At 55.9% G+C, this 18,076-nt stretch carries 20 protein-coding genes and 3 pseudogenes; 9 read left to right on the top strand and 14 right to left on the bottom strand.

The window, feature by feature from the left end; all coding sequences use genetic code 11:
* Positions 1-227: 227 nt before the first annotated feature.
* The 3 genes and pseudogenes from K3759_RS16880 to K3759_RS16870 all read left to right on the top strand — a co-directional run.
* Positions 228-815 (top strand): annotated as a pseudogene (locus tag K3759_RS16880) (IS5 family transposase); the annotation flags it as partial.
* Positions 816-1,403: 588 nt separating this feature from the next.
* The gene (locus K3759_RS16875; protein ID WP_259985893.1) at positions 1,404-1,715 is read left to right on the top strand and encodes a helix-turn-helix domain-containing protein; all 312 of its coding nucleotides are present in this window, start codon (positions 1,404-1,406) and stop codon (positions 1,713-1,715) included.
* A 1-nt stretch (position 1,716) separates the two neighbouring features.
* Positions 1,717-2,613 carry a reverse transcriptase family protein gene (locus K3759_RS16870; protein WP_259985892.1) on the top strand — a complete coding sequence of 299 codons (897 nt, stop codon included), beginning with the start codon at positions 1,717-1,719 and terminating at the stop codon, positions 2,611-2,613.
* Between the two features lie 234 nt (positions 2,614-2,847).
* On the opposite strand, the gene K3759_RS16865 is transcribed toward K3759_RS16870, so the two are convergent.
* The 4 genes and pseudogenes from K3759_RS16865 to K3759_RS16850 all read right to left on the bottom strand — a co-directional run.
* Positions 2,848-3,360 carry a GNAT family N-acetyltransferase gene (locus K3759_RS16865; protein ID WP_168611266.1) on the bottom strand — a complete coding sequence of 171 codons (513 nt, stop codon included), beginning with the start codon at positions 3,358-3,360 and terminating at the stop codon, positions 2,848-2,850.
* A gap of 43 nt (positions 3,361-3,403) precedes the next feature.
* Positions 3,404-4,512, bottom strand: a protein-coding gene (locus tag K3759_RS16860) for an IS3 family transposase (RefSeq protein ID WP_259985890.1) whose coding sequence is annotated in 2 segments (ribosomal slippage) — positions 3,404-4,263 and positions 4,263-4,512 — 1,110 coding nt in all. Because the reading frame shifts where the segments join, the coding sequence is not laid out codon by codon here.
* Between the two features lie 395 nt (positions 4,513-4,907).
* The gene (locus K3759_RS16855) at positions 4,908-6,152 is read right to left on the bottom strand and encodes a peptidoglycan-binding domain-containing protein (protein WP_259985888.1); all 1,245 of its coding nucleotides are present in this window, start codon (positions 6,150-6,152) and stop codon (positions 4,908-4,910) included.
* A 288-nt stretch (positions 6,153-6,440) separates the two neighbouring features.
* Positions 6,441-6,863, bottom strand: a pseudogene (locus K3759_RS16850) (integrase core domain-containing protein); the annotation flags it as partial.
* A gap of 64 nt (positions 6,864-6,927) precedes the next feature.
* Here K3759_RS16850 and K3759_RS16845 point away from each other — a divergent pair.
* A complete protein-coding gene (locus K3759_RS16845; protein ID WP_259985886.1) occupies positions 6,928-8,142 on the top strand; it encodes an IS256 family transposase in 1,215 nt (404 codons plus the stop codon).
* Between the two features lie 52 nt (positions 8,143-8,194).
* On the opposite strand, the pseudogene K3759_RS16840 reads toward K3759_RS16845, so the two are convergent.
* From K3759_RS16840 to K3759_RS16815, 6 genes and pseudogenes are all read right to left on the bottom strand, one after another.
* A pseudogene (locus tag K3759_RS16840) lies at positions 8,195-8,868 on the bottom strand (transposase); the annotation flags it as partial.
* Between the two features lie 140 nt (positions 8,869-9,008).
* Positions 9,009-9,722, bottom strand: a complete 714-nt coding sequence (locus K3759_RS16835; RefSeq protein ID WP_259985885.1) for an IS6 family transposase — start codon at positions 9,720-9,722, stop codon at positions 9,009-9,011.
* A 265-nt stretch (positions 9,723-9,987) separates the two neighbouring features.
* A complete protein-coding gene (locus K3759_RS16830) occupies positions 9,988-10,137 on the bottom strand; it encodes a hexameric tyrosine-coordinated heme protein (RefSeq protein ID WP_409202522.1) in 150 nt (49 codons plus the stop codon).
* A gap of 165 nt (positions 10,138-10,302) precedes the next feature.
* Positions 10,303-11,394 (bottom strand): YeeE/YedE family protein, encoded by a 1,092-nt coding sequence (locus tag K3759_RS16825; RefSeq protein ID WP_259985883.1) that lies wholly within the window; start codon positions 11,392-11,394, stop codon positions 10,303-10,305.
* Between the two features lie 109 nt (positions 11,395-11,503).
* A complete protein-coding gene (locus K3759_RS16820; protein ID WP_259985882.1) occupies positions 11,504-11,884 on the bottom strand; it encodes a YbaN family protein in 381 nt (126 codons plus the stop codon).
* Between the two features lie 174 nt (positions 11,885-12,058).
* Positions 12,059-12,487 carry a pseudoazurin gene (locus tag K3759_RS16815; RefSeq protein WP_259985881.1) on the bottom strand — a complete coding sequence of 143 codons (429 nt, stop codon included), beginning with the start codon at positions 12,485-12,487 and terminating at the stop codon, positions 12,059-12,061.
* A gap of 100 nt (positions 12,488-12,587) precedes the next feature.
* On the opposite strand from K3759_RS16815, the gene K3759_RS16810 reads away from it, so the two are divergent.
* Positions 12,588-13,277 (top strand): Crp/Fnr family transcriptional regulator, encoded by a 690-nt coding sequence (locus tag K3759_RS16810; RefSeq protein WP_259985880.1) that lies wholly within the window; start codon positions 12,588-12,590, stop codon positions 13,275-13,277.
* Here K3759_RS16810 and K3759_RS16805 read toward each other — a convergent pair.
* A complete protein-coding gene (locus K3759_RS16805) occupies positions 13,271-13,495 on the bottom strand; it encodes a DUF1858 domain-containing protein (RefSeq protein WP_259985878.1) in 225 nt (74 codons plus the stop codon). The genes K3759_RS16810 and K3759_RS16805 overlap by 7 nt on opposite strands.
* A gap of 221 nt (positions 13,496-13,716) precedes the next feature.
* Between K3759_RS16805 and nirK the strand changes: the two genes are divergently transcribed.
* The 3 genes from nirK (at position 13,717) to K3759_RS16790 (ending at position 16,397) form a co-directional block, all read left to right on the top strand.
* Positions 13,717-14,865, top strand: coding sequence for a copper-containing nitrite reductase (gene nirK, locus K3759_RS16800; RefSeq protein ID WP_259985877.1), 1,149 nt, complete (start codon positions 13,717-13,719; stop codon positions 14,863-14,865).
* A 56-nt stretch (positions 14,866-14,921) separates the two neighbouring features.
* Complete coding sequence (locus tag K3759_RS16795) at positions 14,922-15,758, top strand: formylglycine-generating enzyme family protein (RefSeq protein ID WP_259985876.1); 837 nt, start codon at positions 14,922-14,924, stop codon at positions 15,756-15,758.
* Between the two features lie 96 nt (positions 15,759-15,854).
* A complete protein-coding gene (locus tag K3759_RS16790) occupies positions 15,855-16,397 on the top strand; it encodes a flavodoxin domain-containing protein (RefSeq protein ID WP_259985875.1) in 543 nt (180 codons plus the stop codon).
* A 62-nt stretch (positions 16,398-16,459) separates the two neighbouring features.
* Here K3759_RS16790 and K3759_RS16785 read toward each other — a convergent pair whose 3' ends face one another.
* Both K3759_RS16785 and K3759_RS16780 read right to left on the bottom strand, forming a co-directional pair.
* The gene (locus K3759_RS16785; protein WP_259985874.1) at positions 16,460-16,867 is read right to left on the bottom strand and encodes a group III truncated hemoglobin; all 408 of its coding nucleotides are present in this window, start codon (positions 16,865-16,867) and stop codon (positions 16,460-16,462) included.
* On the bottom strand, positions 16,864-17,019 hold the full coding sequence (locus K3759_RS16780) for a hypothetical protein (RefSeq protein WP_165935597.1): 156 nt from the start codon (positions 17,017-17,019) through the stop codon (positions 16,864-16,866). The genes K3759_RS16785 and K3759_RS16780 overlap by 4 nt, the downstream gene beginning before the upstream one ends.
* On the opposite strand from K3759_RS16780, the gene K3759_RS16775 reads away from it, so the two are divergent.
* Positions 17,018-17,548: an Rrf2 family transcriptional regulator gene (locus K3759_RS16775; protein WP_259985873.1), complete on the top strand. Its 531-nt coding sequence runs from the start codon at positions 17,018-17,020 to the stop codon at positions 17,546-17,548. The two genes, K3759_RS16780 and K3759_RS16775, sit on opposite strands and share 2 nt — an antisense overlap.
* 10 nt (positions 17,549-17,558) lie before the next feature.
* Here K3759_RS16775 and K3759_RS16770 read toward each other — a convergent pair whose 3' ends face one another.
* Complete coding sequence (locus tag K3759_RS16770; RefSeq protein ID WP_259985872.1) at positions 17,559-18,020, bottom strand: hemerythrin domain-containing protein; 462 nt, start codon at positions 18,018-18,020, stop codon at positions 17,559-17,561.
* Positions 18,021-18,076 lie beyond the last annotated feature (56 nt).

The raw sequence follows: 18,076 nt of genomic DNA, 5'->3' as shown, positions 1-18,076 counted from the left end.
GTTCTAAGTGAAAATCAACAGATGGGTCCAGAAATTCTCGCCTGAGCTGACGAAGCGAGCAGAGAAGCATCTTCGCCGCTCGAGCGTAGATTGGCATGTCCCCTCTCGGTACATTGCTACGCAATGCCCTGCCGGGCAATGGATGAAACCTATATCAGGATGGCATTGTTGCAGAACTCTCGCGGCGGAGGATTCACATCACGAATCCATGCGGTTAGACCAATGGCATGAGCAAGCCCAAACCCGCCCGCTACCGCACGACGAATTGGTCCGCCTACAACGCTGCGCTCCGCAAGCGCGGGTCTTTGTTGATCTGGCTGGACAAGGAGATGGCTTGGCACGCGCCGAATGAGGGCCGCCCTGGGCGCCCGCCGGTGTTCTCGAATGCGGCGATCCAATTCTGCCTGTCGATCAAAGTGCTGTTCAAGCTGCCGCTCAGACAGACCGCCGGGATGGTCGCCAGTCTGCTGCGGCTCGCGGAACTGGACTGGCCCGTTCCGGACTATTCGACCTTGAGCCGGAGGCAGAAGACCCTGAAGGTGCAGATTCCCTATCGCCGTGCTGGCGGGCCGCTGAATCTGCTGGTGGATAGCACCGGCATCAAGTTCCTCGGCGATGGCGAGTGGCAAGCCCGGAAGCACGGTGTTCAAGGGCGACGCCAATGGCGCAAGGTCCATCTGGCCATGGACACTGCCACATCCGACATCCGTGCGGTCGAGTTTACCCCCAGCCGGGAAGGCGACAGCCCCGTCCTGCCAGACCTTCTCAACCGGATCCCGGACGACGAAGACATCAGCACCGCTTCTGACGCCGGTTGAAAGCTGTGTCAGAAGAATGTGTTCACTTAAAGTGACATTCTGTTGACATGTTTGGCAGTAATGCATAGGTGTGTACTCGGTTGGCACTCACTCAGAGTGACAGAATAAGTCTTTATAACTTGGAGGAGGTTCAATTTATCTCACCCGTGGAAGCGCAAGTAGCTTCTGACCTTTGGCCCGCACAGGCTCCTCGACGTCCCCGGACAAGAGAAGACCACGACGGGACAAGCCAGGACCACAACGAAGACCTTTGTGGTCCTGTGTATGCGAGTGAAACTACCGGCATCTGTTTCCTACTTGAAAGCGAAGACACGCCCCTGGCAATCCCGCCGTTGGCGTTTTCAAGAGGAGGCTTCAATGAAGCTCAACAAACACAATACCAACCTGTCGGGGCGGCGTCTGATCGAGCAACCACCAGCTGAAAAGAGACCCAAGTGGTCATCTATTCTGGGAATGGTGCTCAGGGGCATCCTAATTTGGATGCCGCGAGTTTGGAGGGTTGTTGAAAACATCTTCGGATGTTTCCCCCCGCCACCTTCGTAGGGCGCCGTTCTCAATTACACACCAATGAACGCAAGGAACACCATGTTTGGACAAGCTTTGAAATTGCTAAGACGCTATCAAGGGCTCAACCAGTCAGCCCTTGCCGAAAAGCTTAACATCTCACGCTCATACGTATCCGAACTCGAGAGCGGGAATAGGACGCCATCTCTTGACTTGTTAGAGCGCTATGCTGAGATTTTCAAAATACCTGTGAGTTCCTTAGTCTTTTTTGCCGAAGCTCTCGAGAACAAAGAAGATATTTCAAACCGTCTCGATGCCGCAAAAGGCATTGTCGCGAAGAAGATCATCGCGCTACTGACACTGCTTGATACTGATAGCGAAATAGAGCTCTGAAGTGGCAAAAGCACGGAAGCCCTGGCGCAAGAAAGCCATGAAGTTCTATGGAATAGAACAAAGCCCTTTCTATATGTTGCAAAGAAAACGGGACTTAGCCGACCTACTCTTCACGTCGGTGAGGGCCCTTGAGGGTATGACAGATAAGTCCGTTCCGCACTACGAATATTGGGAAGAGGAGAAGCCAGACGGCTCAATGAGACCTCTTTGCCGACCTCACGAAGGATTGGATAAGGCGCAGAGCCGCGTCGCTTATCTGATTGCTTGCATAAAGACGCCAGACTACGTTCATGCACCGGTTCCCAAGAAAACTTATGTAACCAACGCTGCCGCTCATCGAAGTTCCAGATCATTTTGCTTGATGGACATCGAAAGCTTCTACCCGTCTTGCCGGGAAGAAAAAGTTCTGGCGTTCTTTCGACACCGCATGAAATGTTCGCTGGATGTGGCCGTGATTTTGGCGCGGCTTTGTTGCGACAAGGGCTCGCTGCCTCAAGGCTCATCTTCAAGTCCAATACTCTCATACTGGGCATACTCGGAAATGTGGGATGCCATCTTTGCCATAGCAGAAGAAGCAGGGAACATTTTCACTCTATACATCGACGACTTGACGGTCTCCGGCCAAGTTGTTCTGAAGAACACAATATGGAATATTCAGAAGGAAATACACAAGCACGGGTTGGCTATCAAAGTCAAAAAAACACGTTGGATATTGGATAAGCCGGCAAGTGTCACGGGTACGATTGTAAGCACCGAGGGCCTCAGATTGCCCAACCGACAGCACCGAAAGCTCGCAGTGGCAAAGTCAGAATTTTCAAAGCCTGGGGGTAACCGAAAGAAGAAGACGAATGTACTTCGAGGCCGCCAAGCACAAGCTGCACAGATCTTGAACCATTGAAGTTAAGCTCAAGACCATAGTTGAATTAGATAGGTCTAATGTCTGTTGTGGTCTCTTCGTATAGATTTTACGCACCCGCAGCGAATGACTGCTTCCCGTCCTTCCTCCAAGAGGCTTCTTTAACTGGACGGAAACTGCGCGTCCTTAGCGAACGGCAGCAAAGTCCGCATTGCAGCCCGTGGTTCAGACCGCAGCGAAGGTTGGGTCCGAGCCCAAACCGTCTATCACAGATGGTTATGGCTTGCCCTCGAATGCCAGAGCATTTGATTTCAGATCGTCCGGCGTAAACCTGAAAATCGTCATCTCGTCTACGCTATAGGCGCCAAGGCTTCTGTAGAATTCGATGGTGGGTTTGTTCCAGTCCAGAACCCCCCATTCCATCATCTCGCAGTTTCTCTCGAGGGCAAGAGAGCAAAGATACCCCATAATGATCTTGCCAAGACCCTGATGGCGGACTTTCGTATCCACGAAGAATCCATCGATATAGATTCCTGACCGTCCAGTAAATGCAGATGACTTCTGGCAAAAATAGGCAAAGCCCGCAATTTCGCCCTTGTAGTATCCAAACAGCGCCTCGCCCAGTTTTTCATTCAGAAGCCGTTTGATCTGAGGCTCAGTTGCCGTGATCTTGTCCGACATCTTTTGATAGGCGCCCAGTTTTTTCATGTATTCGACAACAAGCCCCGCATCATCCGGAGAAGCGTGTTGGATCATGAAATTCGGATTGGATGTCGCTATTTTCTGCACAGTTTCATTCTCCCTGACCTGCTCCCCTTAGAGTCCGCGTTCTTTAGTTCGCTCTGTTCAGGGTTTGGTCCTCTACTGACCTTTGGTGATACTCCCACGGGGTGAGCCCGTCGAGGCTCGTGTGTGGGCGATGGTGATTGTAGTCCTCGCGCCAAGCAGAGATCAGATCCCAGGCGTGGCGCAAGTTGGCGAACAAATGCTCGTTGAGGCACTCGTCGCGCAGACGGCCATTGAAACTTTCGACGAAGCCGTTCTGCATGGGCTTTCCTGGAGCGATGTAGTGCCACTCGACCTTCCGTTCCTCCTGCCATTTCAGGATGGCGTTCGATGTCAGCTCCGTTCCATTGTCGCTGACCACCATGCATGGATAGCCACGCACCTGGGCGATGTTATCGAGCTCGCGGCTAACGCGCTGCCCCGACAGGGAGGTGTCCACGACTGTTGCCAGGCATTCTCTGCTGAAGTCGTCGATAACGCAGAGCACGCGGAAGCGGCGGCCGTCCGAGAGGCTGTCCGAGACGAAGTCCAGAGACCAACGCTGGTTCGGCCCTTGCGGTATCGCCATCGGCGCCCGTGTACCGATGGCACGCTTTCGACCGCCACGCTTGCGCACTGTCAGCCCCTCTTCGCGGTAAATCCGGTAGAGTTTCTTCCAGTTCACATGCCAGCCCTCGCGCCCGAGCAAGAGGTGCAGCCTTCGATAGCCGAACCGCCTTCGCTCCCCGGACAGTTCTTTCAGCCTTTCCCGCAGCTCGGCGTCCCCTGACCTGGTTGATCGTCGGCGATAGACGCGCGGATCAATCCCGACCAAGGCACAGGCTCGCCGCTGGTTGTAGTTCTTCTCTGTCATGGCCCAGTCCACAGCTCTCCGCCTTGCACCGGGCTTCAGAAGTTTTTTCCCAGCATTTCCTTTAGCGTGGCGACGTCGAGCATATGTTCCGCCAGCATCTTCTTCAGCTTGGCGTTCTCGGCCTCAAGCGCTTTCAACCGCCTGGCCTCAGACACTTCCATGCCGCCATACTTCGAGCGCCATTTATAGAAGGTCCCATCGCTGATGCCGTGCTTCCGGCACAGCTCCTTCGCGCCGAGCCCTGCCTGGTGCTCCTTCAGGATGCCAATAATCTGTTCTTCGCTGAAACGGCTTCTCTTCATCTTTTATCTCCTCAATTGGAGAACAGGCTAACCTCAAATCGAGGACATTTCAGGGGAGCAGGTCATCCCATACCTGTGTTTGCGAAGGTAAATGTCCTGCTGGTCACAGCAAGTCAGAAGATGTCTGCTTTGTCCCGCTCAGCGGCCCTTCCTGCACCGCGCAGCGAAGGGCGAAAAAGCTCCGCCCAGCTTCGGGGCTGAAATACGGAGGGCCAGGGTTAGTTAACACTATTGCTAATACGGTTCCAGGTCGCCTTCCTGTGACGGGACCAGAAAAGTGTTAAACTTGTTGGATAGACCTGCCATTCGAGCAGCGTATTGCAACATTAAGATGCGCGTTAAGTTATCTAAAATGGCGCGCAGAGCAGGCGTACCGTTTGTCCATCTTGAACGTCCTATTGCGCCGCGCACTCATAGACTCCATAGCCGCCCACAAGGAACATAGCTTCCGTCGTAGCCTCAAAGAGATAAATGACATCCTCGTCGAGGAAGCTGACACGGAATGCGCTGTCGTCATCATTCAGCGCCTCAACCTCATTGTATTTAGTCGTTAGGCCCAGCTCCTTGATCTCCGCCTCCTCGGCGCGGAAATCGACATGGATGATGTCGCCGCTTTCACTCTTGCAGACCCATCCTTTTTGAAAGATCGCTGTCGGGGCGGTCTGGGGAATGGGCCCATTATCGGCTTCTACTGGAGCTGCCACTTTGGGCTCGACCGGTGCCGGGGGTGCAGGTGCTGTAGCGAGGCGCTCGCAAGAGAAACTGTCGCCCGACCCCGGCGAGGACCAAGTCATAGTGCTGTCGGAGACATTCATCAGGCCCAGTCGGTAGCCATCGGTGAATGTGACCCCATAGTTGCCTGGGGTGAACTCTTCCACACTTCGGTAGGGCAGCGGGTCGCGGTTGGGGTGGTTTTGATAGCCCTCCGGGCCAAAGCTATAAGTCGAGCCTTCGCAGTTCCATTTGCCAAAGAAGGCCTGCTCCCCGATTGGCTTCAAGCCAGCGGAAAGATAGCGCGACAGGAAGTCGGTTGCTCCAGCTGCCGTATCGAGCACAGGTTTTTCTCCGTTGCCCATCGCGAGGTCCGCGGCCTTGCTGATTGCCGAAAGGGTCCCGGGTCCGGAGATGCCATCGATACTGGACTGGTAGTGTCCGTTTTCTTTGAGGCCAGCCTGGATTTGCTTACGTTCCTGCGCGTCGAACCGTTTGAAAGCCTGATCAACAGCACCTGCGCTCCAAGGAACTGCGGGACCCTTCACCATCCCTGCGAAGTCACAGCTTGCGCCGTGAAAGTAGCCGCATCCTGACCCTGCACTGATCCAAGCCAAGCCATCGTCGTCATCCTGCAGCGTGACCGTGCAGGAGGTGCCATCCATCGTCTGGGTGAAGCTCATGGTACCATTGGGATGATTTGTGAGGTTTCCCTCTACCCCGCCGGAGCACATGCTGCTCCCGATGCCGAGCGAGGCATGGCCGTCCTTAATGGTTAGCGTGCCCCGGGCGCCGTCATTCGCCGTTTCATAACTGCCATCTGGAAGTTCTACCGCTTGGACAGCGCCCGCGGCGGTAAGGAGCGCAGTGGTAATGCCAAAGCGGAAAGATGATCCTGTCTTGTTCATTTTCGAGCTAAAGATTTTCATAGGTTTCTATCTTCTGTGCAAACCGAAGCCATTTATTCGCGTCTTAAGAACACCGTATCAGCGCGCCGGTGGGCTGAAGTGGTAATACATACCAGCTGTCAAAGGATTGCGGCTGCTGCTGGCGAAGGCAGGCTGGATTTTGACCGGGCGAGCCCCGCGGGCCAAGTCCTGCAGTGTATCACCAGTTTGGTTGGACACCGCATTCACACGGGGCAGCTTCGGGCAGCGCTCCGCAAAGGCAGGTGCGTAGGTAATCCCCCCATGTTTAATGGGGTCCAGCCGTAGAATTCAGGCGGCTGTTTTCAGTTTCATGGCGGGTGTCATGCCGCCGATACCCATGTTGGGTCGCTCGTTGTTGTAAGTCCAGAGCCATTCAGTTGCTTGATCTTGTGCCTCCTCAATGGTTTCGAAGATGTATTGCCCAAGCCATTCGCCGCGAACGGTGCGGTTGTAGCGTTCAATGTAGGCATTCTGTTGTGGCTTGCCCGGCTGGATGTATTCCAGTCGAACATTGCGTTTCTCGGCCCATTCCATCAGCTTGCCACTGATATATTCTGGGCCGTTATCGACACGAATTGTCTGCGGTTGGCCGCGCCATTCAATGATCTGGTTTAAGCTTCTGACGACCCTCTCTGCGGGCAGTGAGAAGTCCACTTCGATGCATAGGCCCTCACGATTGAAGTCATCCAGCACGTTCAATGTCCTGATTGAGGAGAGTGTCCGATCTTCTGTGTAATTGCGATCTGGTCCATGCTTCCTGAGAGGAGCAAGGACGATGACCATATCCAAGGAACTGCTGGACGAGCTACTGAAGGGCTGCGAGCGGCCTGAAGACCTGCTTGGCAATGCCGGGCTAATGAAAGAACTTAAGATTAAGCTGATGGAGCGGATGCTCGGTGCTGAGCTGACGGCGCATCTGGGCTATGAAGACGGCAAGGATGCCCCGCCTGAACAGACCAACCGTCGCAACGGGTCATCCGCCAAGAGATTGAAGGGGCAAGACGGCGAACTGCCTATCGCTGTGCCGCGGGACCGGGACGGCAGCTTCGAGCCTGAACTGGTGAAGAAGGGACAGACCCGCATTGATGGGATGGATGACAAGATTATCGGGCTTTACGCCGCCGGTCTGACGGTCCGCGATATCCGTGCTCATCTTGAGGACGTCTATGGCCTGCAAGTCTCGCCAGACTTGATCAGCCGCGTGACAGATGCGGTGTTAGATGAGGTTCGGGAGTGGCAATCTCGGGCGCTGGACCGGATGTATCCCATCGTCATTTTTGACGCTCTACGGGTCAAGATCCGCGACGCCGATAGCCGCATGGTCAAGAACAAAGCCGTCTACGTGGCCCTTGGTGTCAGCAGGGATGGCGTGCGCGAGGTTCTTGGTCTTTGGATCGCTGACAACGAGGGCGCCAAATTCTGGCTCTCGGTGATGACAGAGCTGAAGAACCGTGGGCTGCACGACATCCTGATTGCGGTCGTAGACGGTCTCAAGGGCTTCCCTGATGCCATCACAGCAGCCTTTCCGGACACGGCCGTGCAAACGTGCATTGTCCATCTCGTGCGCCACTCGTTGAACTTCTGTGCCTGGAAAGATCGCAAGGAAGTGGCCGCTGATCTACGGCGGATTTACAGCGCCCCTACAGCCGATCAAGCTGGCTTGGAGCTGGATGCCTTTGAGGAAAAATGGGCTGGGAAATATGCTTCCATCGCACCGGCCTGGCGCAGGGCTTGGCAGGAAGTGATCCCGTTCTTTGCCTTTGATCCCGCCATCCGGAAAATCATCTACACCACCAACGCAATTGAAAGCTTGAACCGGGTAATCCGAAAATCGATCAAGACGCGAGGATCGTTCCCGACCGAAGACGCAGCCACGAAGCTGATCTACTTGGCGATCCGCAACTTTGAGAAAGGCGGCCGGAATGTTCGAGAATGGTTTGCGGCCCGCAATCATTTCGCCATAATGTTCGAGGATCGCTTCAATTCGTGACTGTATCTAAAGCCGCATGGGCCAGGCCAGATACACAAAGTTCATGACACTCCCTGATTGAGCGCCCATCTGCCAGCTGATCCGCCATGAAATCCATGGACCATGTATCATTGGGCTTATCCGGCACAGCCAGGGGCTCTGGCTTGTCCCGCTTCAAGCGTTTCTTGGGCTTGATACGCAGGTTCAGCTCCAGTTCACAGTAGATCCGATAGACGCGTTTGTGGTTCCACCCATAGCCCTGAACGTTGCGCAGATACAGAAAACACAGGCCAAAGCCCCAGTTGCGCTTGTTTGCTGTCAGACGTTCCAGCCAATCGGCGACCTCTTCATTCTCATCGCTCATAACAGGGCTGTATCTATAGCAGGTCTCGCTGATCTCGAACGCCCGGCACGCCGACGCGATGCTTACGCCATGTCGTGCGACCGCATTCATGGCCATCTCTCGACGCAGAGACGGCCTTAACGCTTTTTTCCAAGGGCTTCCTTCAGAAGGTCATTCTGCATGCTCATCTCAGCATACATGCGCTTCAGACGGCGGTTCTCCTCCGCCATATCCTTCATCTCAGAAATCAAAGACGCATCCATGCCACCAAACTTAGCGCGCCACTTGTAGAAACTGGCGCTGCTCATGCCATGCTCACGGCAAAGCTCAGAGACCGGCACACCGCCCTCCGCCTGCCTCAACACTGCCATGATCTGCGCATCGCTGTATCGTCCGTTCTTCATCGTAAATCTCCTCAGATATCTTGCCGAGAAAATTCTACTTTTGAACACCGCTAATTTTAGGGGGGATTACCCGTACTCGCTCTGAACGGGTCCGTTGCATTAACGCCGCTTCGGCGCAGTAAGAGCAGGAACTGCGATCATCAAGCGGCTTCCGGGAAGAGTTTGGCGACGAAGTCGATCTCGTTTTCAACTCCGGTCCTGCAGCTTACGAACTGACCCTTGCGGATGGTGCGGAAGGTTTCGATCCCGGCGAGCGCGGCCTTTGCGCCAGCCATGGTCTGGAAGCCACGCATCGGTCGCAGCCGCTGTTTTATTGCAGCATGATCGCTCTCAATCCGGTTGTTCAGGTACTTGCGATCGACATGGCGGATTGTGTGCTCTGGCCCGAGCCGGTCGTTGATCTCGCCGATCACCTTGGCGTAGCTGTGCGCCTTGTCAGTGACGATGGTCAGGGGCTGATACAGGCGAACGGTCTCTCGGGCTTGCCGCAGAAACGCCCTTGCAGCCTTGGCATTTCGCCGCGCCGTCAGCCGAAAATCGATCAACTGGCCGAGCTGATCGACGGCGCGCCAAAGATAACACCAGCGACCACCGACGCGGATGTAGGTCTCATCGACATGCCATTGCAGCCCTCGCCAGGAACGATGGCCACCATAGGCCCGTTTGCGGATCTCGGGGCCGAACTTCCTGACCCAGCGGTGGATCGTGGAGGCATCGACCGTCACCCCGCGCTCGGCCAGCAAATCGCGGACGTCGCGGCACGACAGCGGGTAGCGACAGTACCAGCGCACCGCTAGAAGGATGATCTCCCGAGGGAAACGATGCCGCTTGAACGGATTCTTGCGCTGTGCCATCGGACCCCCCATCATTACCAACCCAAGGAACTTGCGGTGGTCGGGCAGTTAATGCAACGGACCCTTCTGCTGCACTATTTGAAGCTGGCGCAGGCACCATCCTGGCGGCGCGGTTTTCAGTTCGCCTCCGCCTTTATGTGCTTGCTGTTGCTGGCTTTGTATCTCGCGCCGCTTGCGCTTTGAGCGGCCGCTACGGGGGCAATCAGTCGGTGTCGCGCCAATAGTCATTGGCCGCAGAAATCCTGGCGAAATGCGTCGCGACGACCTAACTGACGGCAATAAGAGACTCCGCGTTTTCTGCATAATCGGGCCACATGCGGTCACGGGTAGCTGCATCTGGTTGGGTCAGCTTCACCGCCATGCACGACAGTTTAACGGCGAGCTCATAGCCCTCTTCGGGGCTATTGGTGCGCAATGTGGGCAATTATTCAGACATTCTATTTCCTTTGGCTTTTAACACTGTGATGATACGCAACTCTTCGTTTCTGCAAAGCTCGCTGCACAGGTTTGGCCCTTTTTCGGCGCATGGAAAGAGCGCCAGCCCGTTGTATCTAACCCCCCTGCGGCAGCGCGCGGAACGTCAGCCACGCGCAGTGGACAAGGGCGCGGGGCTTGCGCCTGCCGGTAATGGCGCAAGCCCGTCGATAAAGCGATCCGCGACCATTCCGCCCAGCCACATCGAAATCAGCGCAACCCAAGCGGTAAGCGCAAAAGTCGAACCGCCGGTGACACCTGCGCCAATCGTGCAGCCGCCTGCGGTCATTGCGCCAAACCCCATAAGCGCCGCGCCGGACAGATAGCGACGCATTGAACGCGCTCCGTCCCAGCCTTGCCACTCCAATCGACCCGCGGCCCAAGCGGAGGCGAAAGCCCCCGTTGCGACCGCTGGTACAAGCCCGATGTCAAAGTTCAGCGCCGAGCCGGAAGAGAGAAAAAACATCAGCGTATCGGCGGAGGGGCCGGAAAAGGTGAGACTGCCCACCGGCACCGGATCAAAGCTCACCCGCGACAATGCATAGGTCAGTGCCCAACCGATCGCCACGGCAAAGCCCACGCCGCTGCCAAAAAGCAGTACGCTGTGTGACACCGCTGCGCGACGGGCGATAAGCAGCGCAAGCAGCGCGAATGCCACCCCGATGGCGATACCCATTTCTTGCGGTAGTCCAAAGGTTGCGAGCAGGTTGGGGTTTGGGCCTTTCATGACCCAAGCCCCCGACGCCGCTTCGCGAAGCGGGGAGAGGATACCACGCAGGCTCATCTGTGCGACCACGGCAAACACCAAGCCCGATAGAATGGCGCGTAGGTTGCCCGTCGCCCCCAGCACCAGCAACCGACCGGGGCACCCTCTGGCCAGAACCATGCCGACACCGAAAACCAGACCGCCAATCACCGCGCCCGATAACGTGCCGGGAGAGGCAAGCCAGCGGCTCTCGGAGAGATCCAACATTCCGGACCAATGCAACCCCTGCGTCCACAGCAGGGCGGTGGAGAAGGTCAACAACCACACCGCCATGCGGGGGCCAAGCCGCCCTCTTGCCATTTCGACAGCAGCAGCGCGTAGGCAGAACCGGCTGCGCTCGGCCGAGACGCCAAAGACCAGCCCCGCCAGCACCCCTGCAAGGGCCGCGGCGGCGGGGTCGTCCAACTGCTCGACGATTGAGATAAGGTCCATAGCGATCTCCTTTGCGCACAGCAGTAGGCGCTGCGGAAGGTTCGCTCTTTGTGGTGGATCAAATCCCACTACAAATATCGCGGCGATGAAGCCTGTCGATACCGCTCGGTCAGCTTGGCCGGGTCAGGATGAACACTGCAGCTGCAGACATGCAAAGCGCTTGCAGGATAAGGACAAATGGCGCGACCGCGAAAATATAGGACATCATGAGCACGGCCAGCATCGTCCCGACCGCAAGGACCTTGTACTGGTGGGCGATGGCACCATTCCTCTGCCAATCGATGATGATCGGGCCAAATACAGAATGGCGGCGCAGCCAAGCCTCAATAGAAGGCGTGCTTTTGGCGAAGGCAAACGTCGCAAGCAGCACCAGTGGCGTGGTTGGAAGCAGCGGAAGAACAATGCCCAAGACGCCCAGAGCCAAAGCTAGAGAACCGACTGTGAACCAGAACATTCGTTTGAAAATACGAGCGCGCATCGATTCTTTCACACCTTGTTGCACCTCAGCATGGGCCGTTCATCTTGCTTTCGAAAGAGGGGTTTGCCCATAGGGGTCGCTACTGGAAAGAGCCGTGCAGCTAAAGTCCGATTGAGTGAAAAGTATGTCAAAACCTAGAGAGCGGCGCATAAGCGCCGCCCTGTTTGCCGAAACGTTAGGCCCGTCTCATTCGACCTTCTCAAAGAGGTCCGCCATGCGGTCCTTGGCTTTACCTTTCTGTTTCACAGCTTCAGCCTCCTCGAGATTGGCCGGATCGCCCACCTGAATGAGTGCAACCATTCCCATTGCGTAGTGCGGGGTGCATTTGATGCCGTAGACACCTTCTTGCTCGACCTTCAGTTCAAACTCCTCATTGAACTTGGTCTTGAACCTGTCGACACCGTCGGGAAGCATCCCTTTAATATCTTCGACATTGTGGCCTTTGTCAGTCGGGAGGAAACGGATCACATCGCCTACTTCGGCTTTGACAAAGGCGGGCTCAAACACCATCGCCCCTTCTTCGCCCTTGTTGAGCATCTGGACCTCGAAAGTCTCTGCCTGGGCGCTTACAGCAATCATCGCGAGCATTGCGCCGGCCATCAGTTTCTTGATCATCTTGAATTCCTTCCTTAGTGATCGTGTTGTTTCGTCGAGAACTGATATGCGCTATGCCTCGCTTGTAAACGTTGCTCTATAACAAACTCTTGGGACAAACGTGCCGAAACTTGATGAAAGCCTTCTAAGCGGACTGCCGCCCTTCAGTCGATTAAGCCGCCCGCAAATTCGTGAAATCCTTGATCAAGCGCGCACGCAACGGTTTGAGGAGGGTGCGGAGGTTTTTGGCGAAGGCTTGGAAGCGACCCACTTCTATTTGCTACTGGACGGCTATCTGCGCGTTGTGCGCACCACGCCAGGGGGCGAGCAAATTATCGTGCTGCACATTTCACCCGGTCAGCTTTTTGGCATCGCCGCCGCCCTTCAGCGCGATACCTATCCAGCCACGGCGGTCACAGCAGCGGAATCGATTGTGCTGTCTTGGCCTTCGCATCTTTGGCAAGGGTTCACTGCGCAATATGATGGCTTCGCCACCGAGTCTTACAAGACAGTGGGCCAGCGTTTGGGGCAGATCCAAGACACGATGACCGAGATTGCAACGCAGGCTGTTGAGCAGAGGGTTGCGGCTGCGGTGTTGCGCATGGTCAATCAAAGCGGACGCAAGACGAAGGAGGGGATCGAGATCGGCTTTCCCGTCACACGTCAGAATATCTCAGATATGACAGGCACGACCTTGCACACGGTCAGCCGGATGCTCTCGGCGTGGGAGAAAGACGGGATCGTGCGGTCCACGCGCAAACATATCGTTGTTACAGCGCCGCATCGTTTGGTGGAGATCAGCGGTCACTGATCCTCCTTTGCCGTTAGCAGCCGTTCTTTGATATCAGCGCGAAACTGCGCCTCCTCTAAGCCTGCGCGGCGGCAGGCATCTGATAGCGAATAGAACCGAGCGACGGGGCAGCCGGGGCAGGCCATGTTGTGCTTGAAAAACACGGTTGCCGATTCGGGCCAATGTTCAAACAGCTCTGCCAGAGACAAGTCCGGGGCGTCAAAATCCGGTTTTTGCATGATATCCTCCTGACCATCCCCCCAGATTGCTTAAGCGGTCGCAACCTGTCTTTGCGCCCGCGCAAAGTGCCTGACTTTTACCCTGAAAATCGCCGGGCATTGGGGGATTCGTCTATCTAATTGGTTTTGCTGCCGGAAGTTTGCGCTCGCGCAAAGTTCGCACTGCTGCGCTCACGCTATCGATGTCTCAACAGCAATATAGTCCGAAAAGGGGACACCAGATGTTGACACGACGCGCCGCATTGATGGGAGCCGCCGGCATAGCCGCGCTTCCCATTCTGGCAAAAGCCGCCAGTGCCGAAGAAATCATGGACACCTCGATGGCCGAGCCCGTCGATCTGTCGGACTTGAAGCGGATCAAACACAAGCTTGTCCGCCCGCCGATGGTTCACGATCATGAACAGACCGCGCCTACTGAGCCTCGGGTGGTCGAGTTTGAATTGCAGATTGTTGAAAAAGAGGTTGAGGTCGACGACGGTGCCTACCTTCAAGCGATGACCTTTGACGGCTCGATCCCCGGCCCGCTGATGGTGGTGCATGAGGGCGATTATGTCGAATTGACCCTCTACAACTCGCCTGAAAACCTGATGCAGCACAACATCGATTTCCACTCGGCCACTGGGGCTTTGGGCGGCGGTTCACTGACCCTTGTGAACCCCGGAGAAAAGACTGTGCTCCGCTTCAAAGCAACCCGGCCCGGTACTTTCGTCTATCACTGCGCCCCGGGTGGTCCGATGATCCCTTGGCACGTTGTCTCGGGCATGGCGGGTGCGATTATGGTACTGCCGCGCGACGGGCTGCGTGATCCTGAGGGCAAACCGGTCAGCTATGACAAGGTTTTCTACATCGGCGAGAACGACTTCTATATTCCGCGCGATGAGGCGGGGGAGTTCAAACGCTTTGAAGACGTGGGCGAGAGCTATCCCGATACCCTTGAAGTGATGAATGGGCTAATCCCCAGCCATGTGGTGTTCAACGGCAGAGTGGGCGCGCTAACCGGGGACAATGCCCTGACCGCGAGCCAGGGGGAAAAGGTCCTTTTTGTTCATAGTCAGGCAAACCGCGACAGCCGTCCGCACCTGATCGGCGGGCATGGTGATCTGGTCTGGGAACGCGGCAAGTTCAATAACCCGCCTGCCCGCGATCTGGAAACTTGGTTCATCGCAGGTGGCTCGGCCGGGGCGGCGCTTTATGAGTTCTTGCAACCGGGCGTCTATGCCTATGTGAATCACAATCTGATCGAGGCGGTGAACCTCGGCGCCACTGCGCATATCGTGGTTGAGGGCGATTGGGACAACGATCTCATGGAGCAGGTACAGGCACCCGTCGAATATGATGCGGCTTATGAAGGCAGGTCTGCGCTACCGTGATCAAGAGAAGAGGGCGACCGTTTCGCGGTCGTCCTTTGTTTACGGAGGGATGTGTCATGGGGAAATTACCGGGCGGCTACGGATTGGGCAAAGCGGCTCTTTTTGCCGCGAGTATCTTATTCCTCGGCAGTCTTTCCATGCTGCGGGAGGGTGCTGAGCCTAAGAACGACCCCGCCCTTATCACGGTTTCGGCCGGTGAGGTGATCCTGCGTCCGATGGGCAACTTTTCGAAAGAAGGCAAAGCGATTGACGCGCCATTGGTGCGGATTCAACTGCCCTCCTTCGACATGATGAAATACCAAGTTTCTCAGTCGCAATATAGCCTCTGCGTCGAAGCGGGCGCCTGCGCGTCGGCACCGACAGTGCAGGCCGCGGACAGCGCTCAACACCCTCAGACCAACGTCAGCTGGCGGGATGCGACCCTTTATGCCAATTGGTACTCTGAGCAGACTGGCCAAGTCTGGCGGCTGCCGTCGGTCGAGGAATGGTACAGAGCAGCGGCGGAGCGCTATGGCTCCCGAGTAGATAGCGCAGGGGGCTTAGAGACGGAACTCGACCCCGGCGCGCGAATGCTGGCGCAATATGCAGATGGCAATGTGGCGCGCGGGAAGGTGGCTTCGGGCCTACGCCCCATAGGTTCTTTTGGCGAAAACGCACTGGGCTTTGCGGATATGGCGGGCAATGTCTGGGAATGGACTGACGGCTGCTTCGCGAACGGCGTCGTGCGCGTAGACGGAAGCGTTGAGCGCACTGCGGACTATTGCGGCGTCAGGATCGCCGCCGGAGCGCATCGTGCAGCGGTGATCAATTTCGTGCGGGACGCCAGTGTGGGTGGCTGCGCGGTTGGTCTACCACCGGATTACCTGGGATTTCGACTGGTTCGTGCGCGTTAGTTCCTGCTTGGGAATTGCCACATTTGTTGATCCTGCTCAAAGTTGGTCCCCATAAGGCGGGATATGCTTGGTCGTATCACAAAGGAGGAACGCACCATGCATATGTTCATCGCCTATTCCACAACCGAAGGCCAATCGGCCAAGATCGCCCAGTTTGCGGCTGATCAACTGGCGGGCAAAGGCCATGAGACGACCATCCTTGATTTGGATGAGACCTGCGATATGCCGGATCTGACCGCTGTTCAGAACGTGATCTTGGTGGGTTCCGTCCACGAACGTCGCCATTCGCCTGCGCTCGAGACCTTCATGCAAGCCCGTCGTGCGTGGCTGTCGTTGCGGCCGGTTATGCTCATCTCCGTCAGCCTCAGCGCAGCTTTCAAACATGGGCGAGAAGAGGCGGAGGAATATGTTATTGAAACCCAAATGCGCACGAGATTTACGCCCGATGAGGTTGTCCTCGCGGCGGGCGCTGTGAAACCGAACAGCTACGACTACTTCGCGAAATCTGTGGTGCGCTTTGTGGTGCTGAATGATCGGGAGTTCGAGATGGGGACGAGTGACCATGAGTTTACGGATTGGGAAGTGCTGACCGATCGGTTGGAGGGATTTGCGGCAGCCTCACTTGGTCGCACTGCGTGAACACGCGTAATCCCTCTACTGGAAGGTGGCGATCGCTTTCAGTGAAAAGGCAGGTTAGTTGATCAGTACAGCGACAGCTTTGGAATAGCACTTGCGGCGTCTTTCGGCGTCAGCCCATAGCTCAGCCCACGCCCGACCCGATGTGCCAAGGTGGACCAACTTTGCGCAAGATCGGCGGGGAGTTCTTGGGACAAAACTCGGTCGAATAGCTCAAGCCAGATCGGGAAATGCTCCGCATGCACATTCCCCGCAGCTTGGTGAACCTGCATCGGATTGCCGTCATAGCTGCGCTGCAACAACAAGGCGTTGCGCCAGAAACGTCCGATTTTCTCTTCATGTGTAGGCCAGTCGGTCACATGGGCGGCAAAGATCGGCGCCAAGTTCGGATCTTGCCGAACAGCGCTGTAGAACCGCGCTACCACGCGGTCGATCTGTGCTTCGGTAACCGCAATGCGGGGCGGCATTGTCATACGGCGAAAATCCAGACGAAAATGAGGCTCAGGATCAGATAGACAAGGGTGTTGACCATCCAACGGATTAGACCTGCTTCGCCTTCTGGGTCGACACCAAGCCGCTCGCAGACTTTCGTGCCGGGCCAGAGGAATGCTTCGGATAGGGTCATGAGAACATCCTTAATAGGTATTTATAATGCTCAATATATACACGCTTTTAAATGCGTAATGCAAATGCTAAATATTGTACTCATGCAGCTTGATAAATTCTCAGACTATGCCCTTCGCATCCTTATCACCCTTGCGGTGAGAGCTCCGGACCGCGTGGCAACCTCGGAAATCGCCAAGCTTTTTCAGATATCTGAAAACCATCTTTCGAAAATTGCTACACAGTTGACGCGCGAAGAATTTGTAATATCAGAACGTGGCCGGAACGGCGGCCTTACGCTTCGCCATCCTGCCGAAACGATCAGCGTGGGTGCCGTTCTTCGAGCTCTAAAAAAAGACGCGCCTGTAGCTGAATGTTTCGGAGGCAACAAAACCTGTCTTATCTTGCCGGTCTGCGGACTTCGAGGCCCTTTGGCAGACGCACAAGAAGCCTTCTTCGCTACTCTGGACGGCTACAGTCTGGCAGATGTTCTGGGGCCTCGAGGGACCATGGCAGCAATGCTCCGCATTGAAGCGGATACCGCGCAGTAATCCTTGAACGCTATCTATTCAGTGCGTGCCGGTACATCGGCAAAATTACCTCTCGATCAAATGCAACATGACGGCGCAGAGGTTGGAACAGTCCCCGCAAGAAATATCCCAAGGCCTCAGCATCGTTTTGCGCCGGATCGTGAGCGAAACCGTTGATTGCATCAGCCAGCATCGCGGCATGATCCTCATCCTCGATATGTTCAGCATGCAACCTATCAAGCATTTGCGCGGATGTGTCACCGGTCTGCCGTAGAAGTGGAAATACCTCTCTTTCTTCAAGTGACTGGCACTGAGTTAATGTCGGTACCAGACGACCGGCCAGACGGACTGCTGCGTAGGTGTCGAGTTGACTGGGCAGCGTGTCAGCTAAGTCTTCTAATGCGCTGCAGAGAATTTCCTGCTGCGCCAATCCCGCTCCAAACGCATGCATTCGTCTGGAGCAGGATTGGGTGTTCGGATCGTTTACTAACATTCACATTGCCTCCGTGGATCGGGTGCGATACCAGCGCTTTGGTAATATACGTTTTT

Source organism: Sulfitobacter sp. W027 (assembly GCF_025143985.1).
Taxonomy (GTDB): Bacteria; Pseudomonadota; Alphaproteobacteria; order Rhodobacterales; family Rhodobacteraceae; genus Sulfitobacter.
The sequence above is the reverse complement of the archived record's forward strand: the minus strand, read 5'-3'. Positions and strand labels throughout refer to the sequence as shown.

Coding starts and splice junctions, on each gene's coding strand:
- K3759_RS16875 (WP_259985893.1), top strand. CDS start 1,404: ATGTTTGGACAAGCTTTGAAATTGCTAAGACGCTATCAAGGGCTCAAC.
- K3759_RS16855 (WP_259985888.1), bottom strand. CDS start 6,152: ATGAAAATCTTTAGCTCGAAAATGAACAAGACAGGATCATCTTTCCGC.
- K3759_RS16845 (WP_259985886.1), top strand. CDS start 6,928: ATGACCATATCCAAGGAACTGCTGGACGAGCTACTGAAGGGCTGCGAG.
- K3759_RS16835 (WP_259985885.1), bottom strand. CDS start 9,722: ATGGCACAGCGCAAGAATCCGTTCAAGCGGCATCGTTTCCCTCGGGAG.
- K3759_RS16825 (WP_259985883.1), bottom strand. CDS start 11,394: ATGGACCTTATCTCAATCGTCGAGCAGTTGGACGACCCCGCCGCCGCG.
- K3759_RS16815 (WP_259985881.1), bottom strand. CDS start 12,487: ATGATCAAGAAACTGATGGCCGGCGCAATGCTCGCGATGATTGCTGTA.
- K3759_RS16805 (WP_259985878.1), bottom strand. CDS start 13,495: ATGCAAAAACCGGATTTTGACGCCCCGGACTTGTCTCTGGCAGAGCTG.
- nirK (WP_259985877.1), top strand. CDS start 13,717: ATGTTGACACGACGCGCCGCATTGATGGGAGCCGCCGGCATAGCCGCG.
- K3759_RS16795 (WP_259985876.1), top strand. CDS start 14,922: ATGGGGAAATTACCGGGCGGCTACGGATTGGGCAAAGCGGCTCTTTTT.
- K3759_RS16790 (WP_259985875.1), top strand. CDS start 15,855: ATGCATATGTTCATCGCCTATTCCACAACCGAAGGCCAATCGGCCAAG.
- K3759_RS16785 (WP_259985874.1), bottom strand. CDS start 16,867: ATGACAATGCCGCCCCGCATTGCGGTTACCGAAGCACAGATCGACCGC.
- K3759_RS16775 (WP_259985873.1), top strand. CDS start 17,018: ATGAGAACATCCTTAATAGGTATTTATAATGCTCAATATATACACGCT.
- K3759_RS16780 (WP_165935597.1), bottom strand. CDS start 17,019: ATGACCCTATCCGAAGCATTCCTCTGGCCCGGCACGAAAGTCTGCGAG.
- K3759_RS16770 (WP_259985872.1), bottom strand. CDS start 18,020: ATGTTAGTAAACGATCCGAACACCCAATCCTGCTCCAGACGAATGCAT.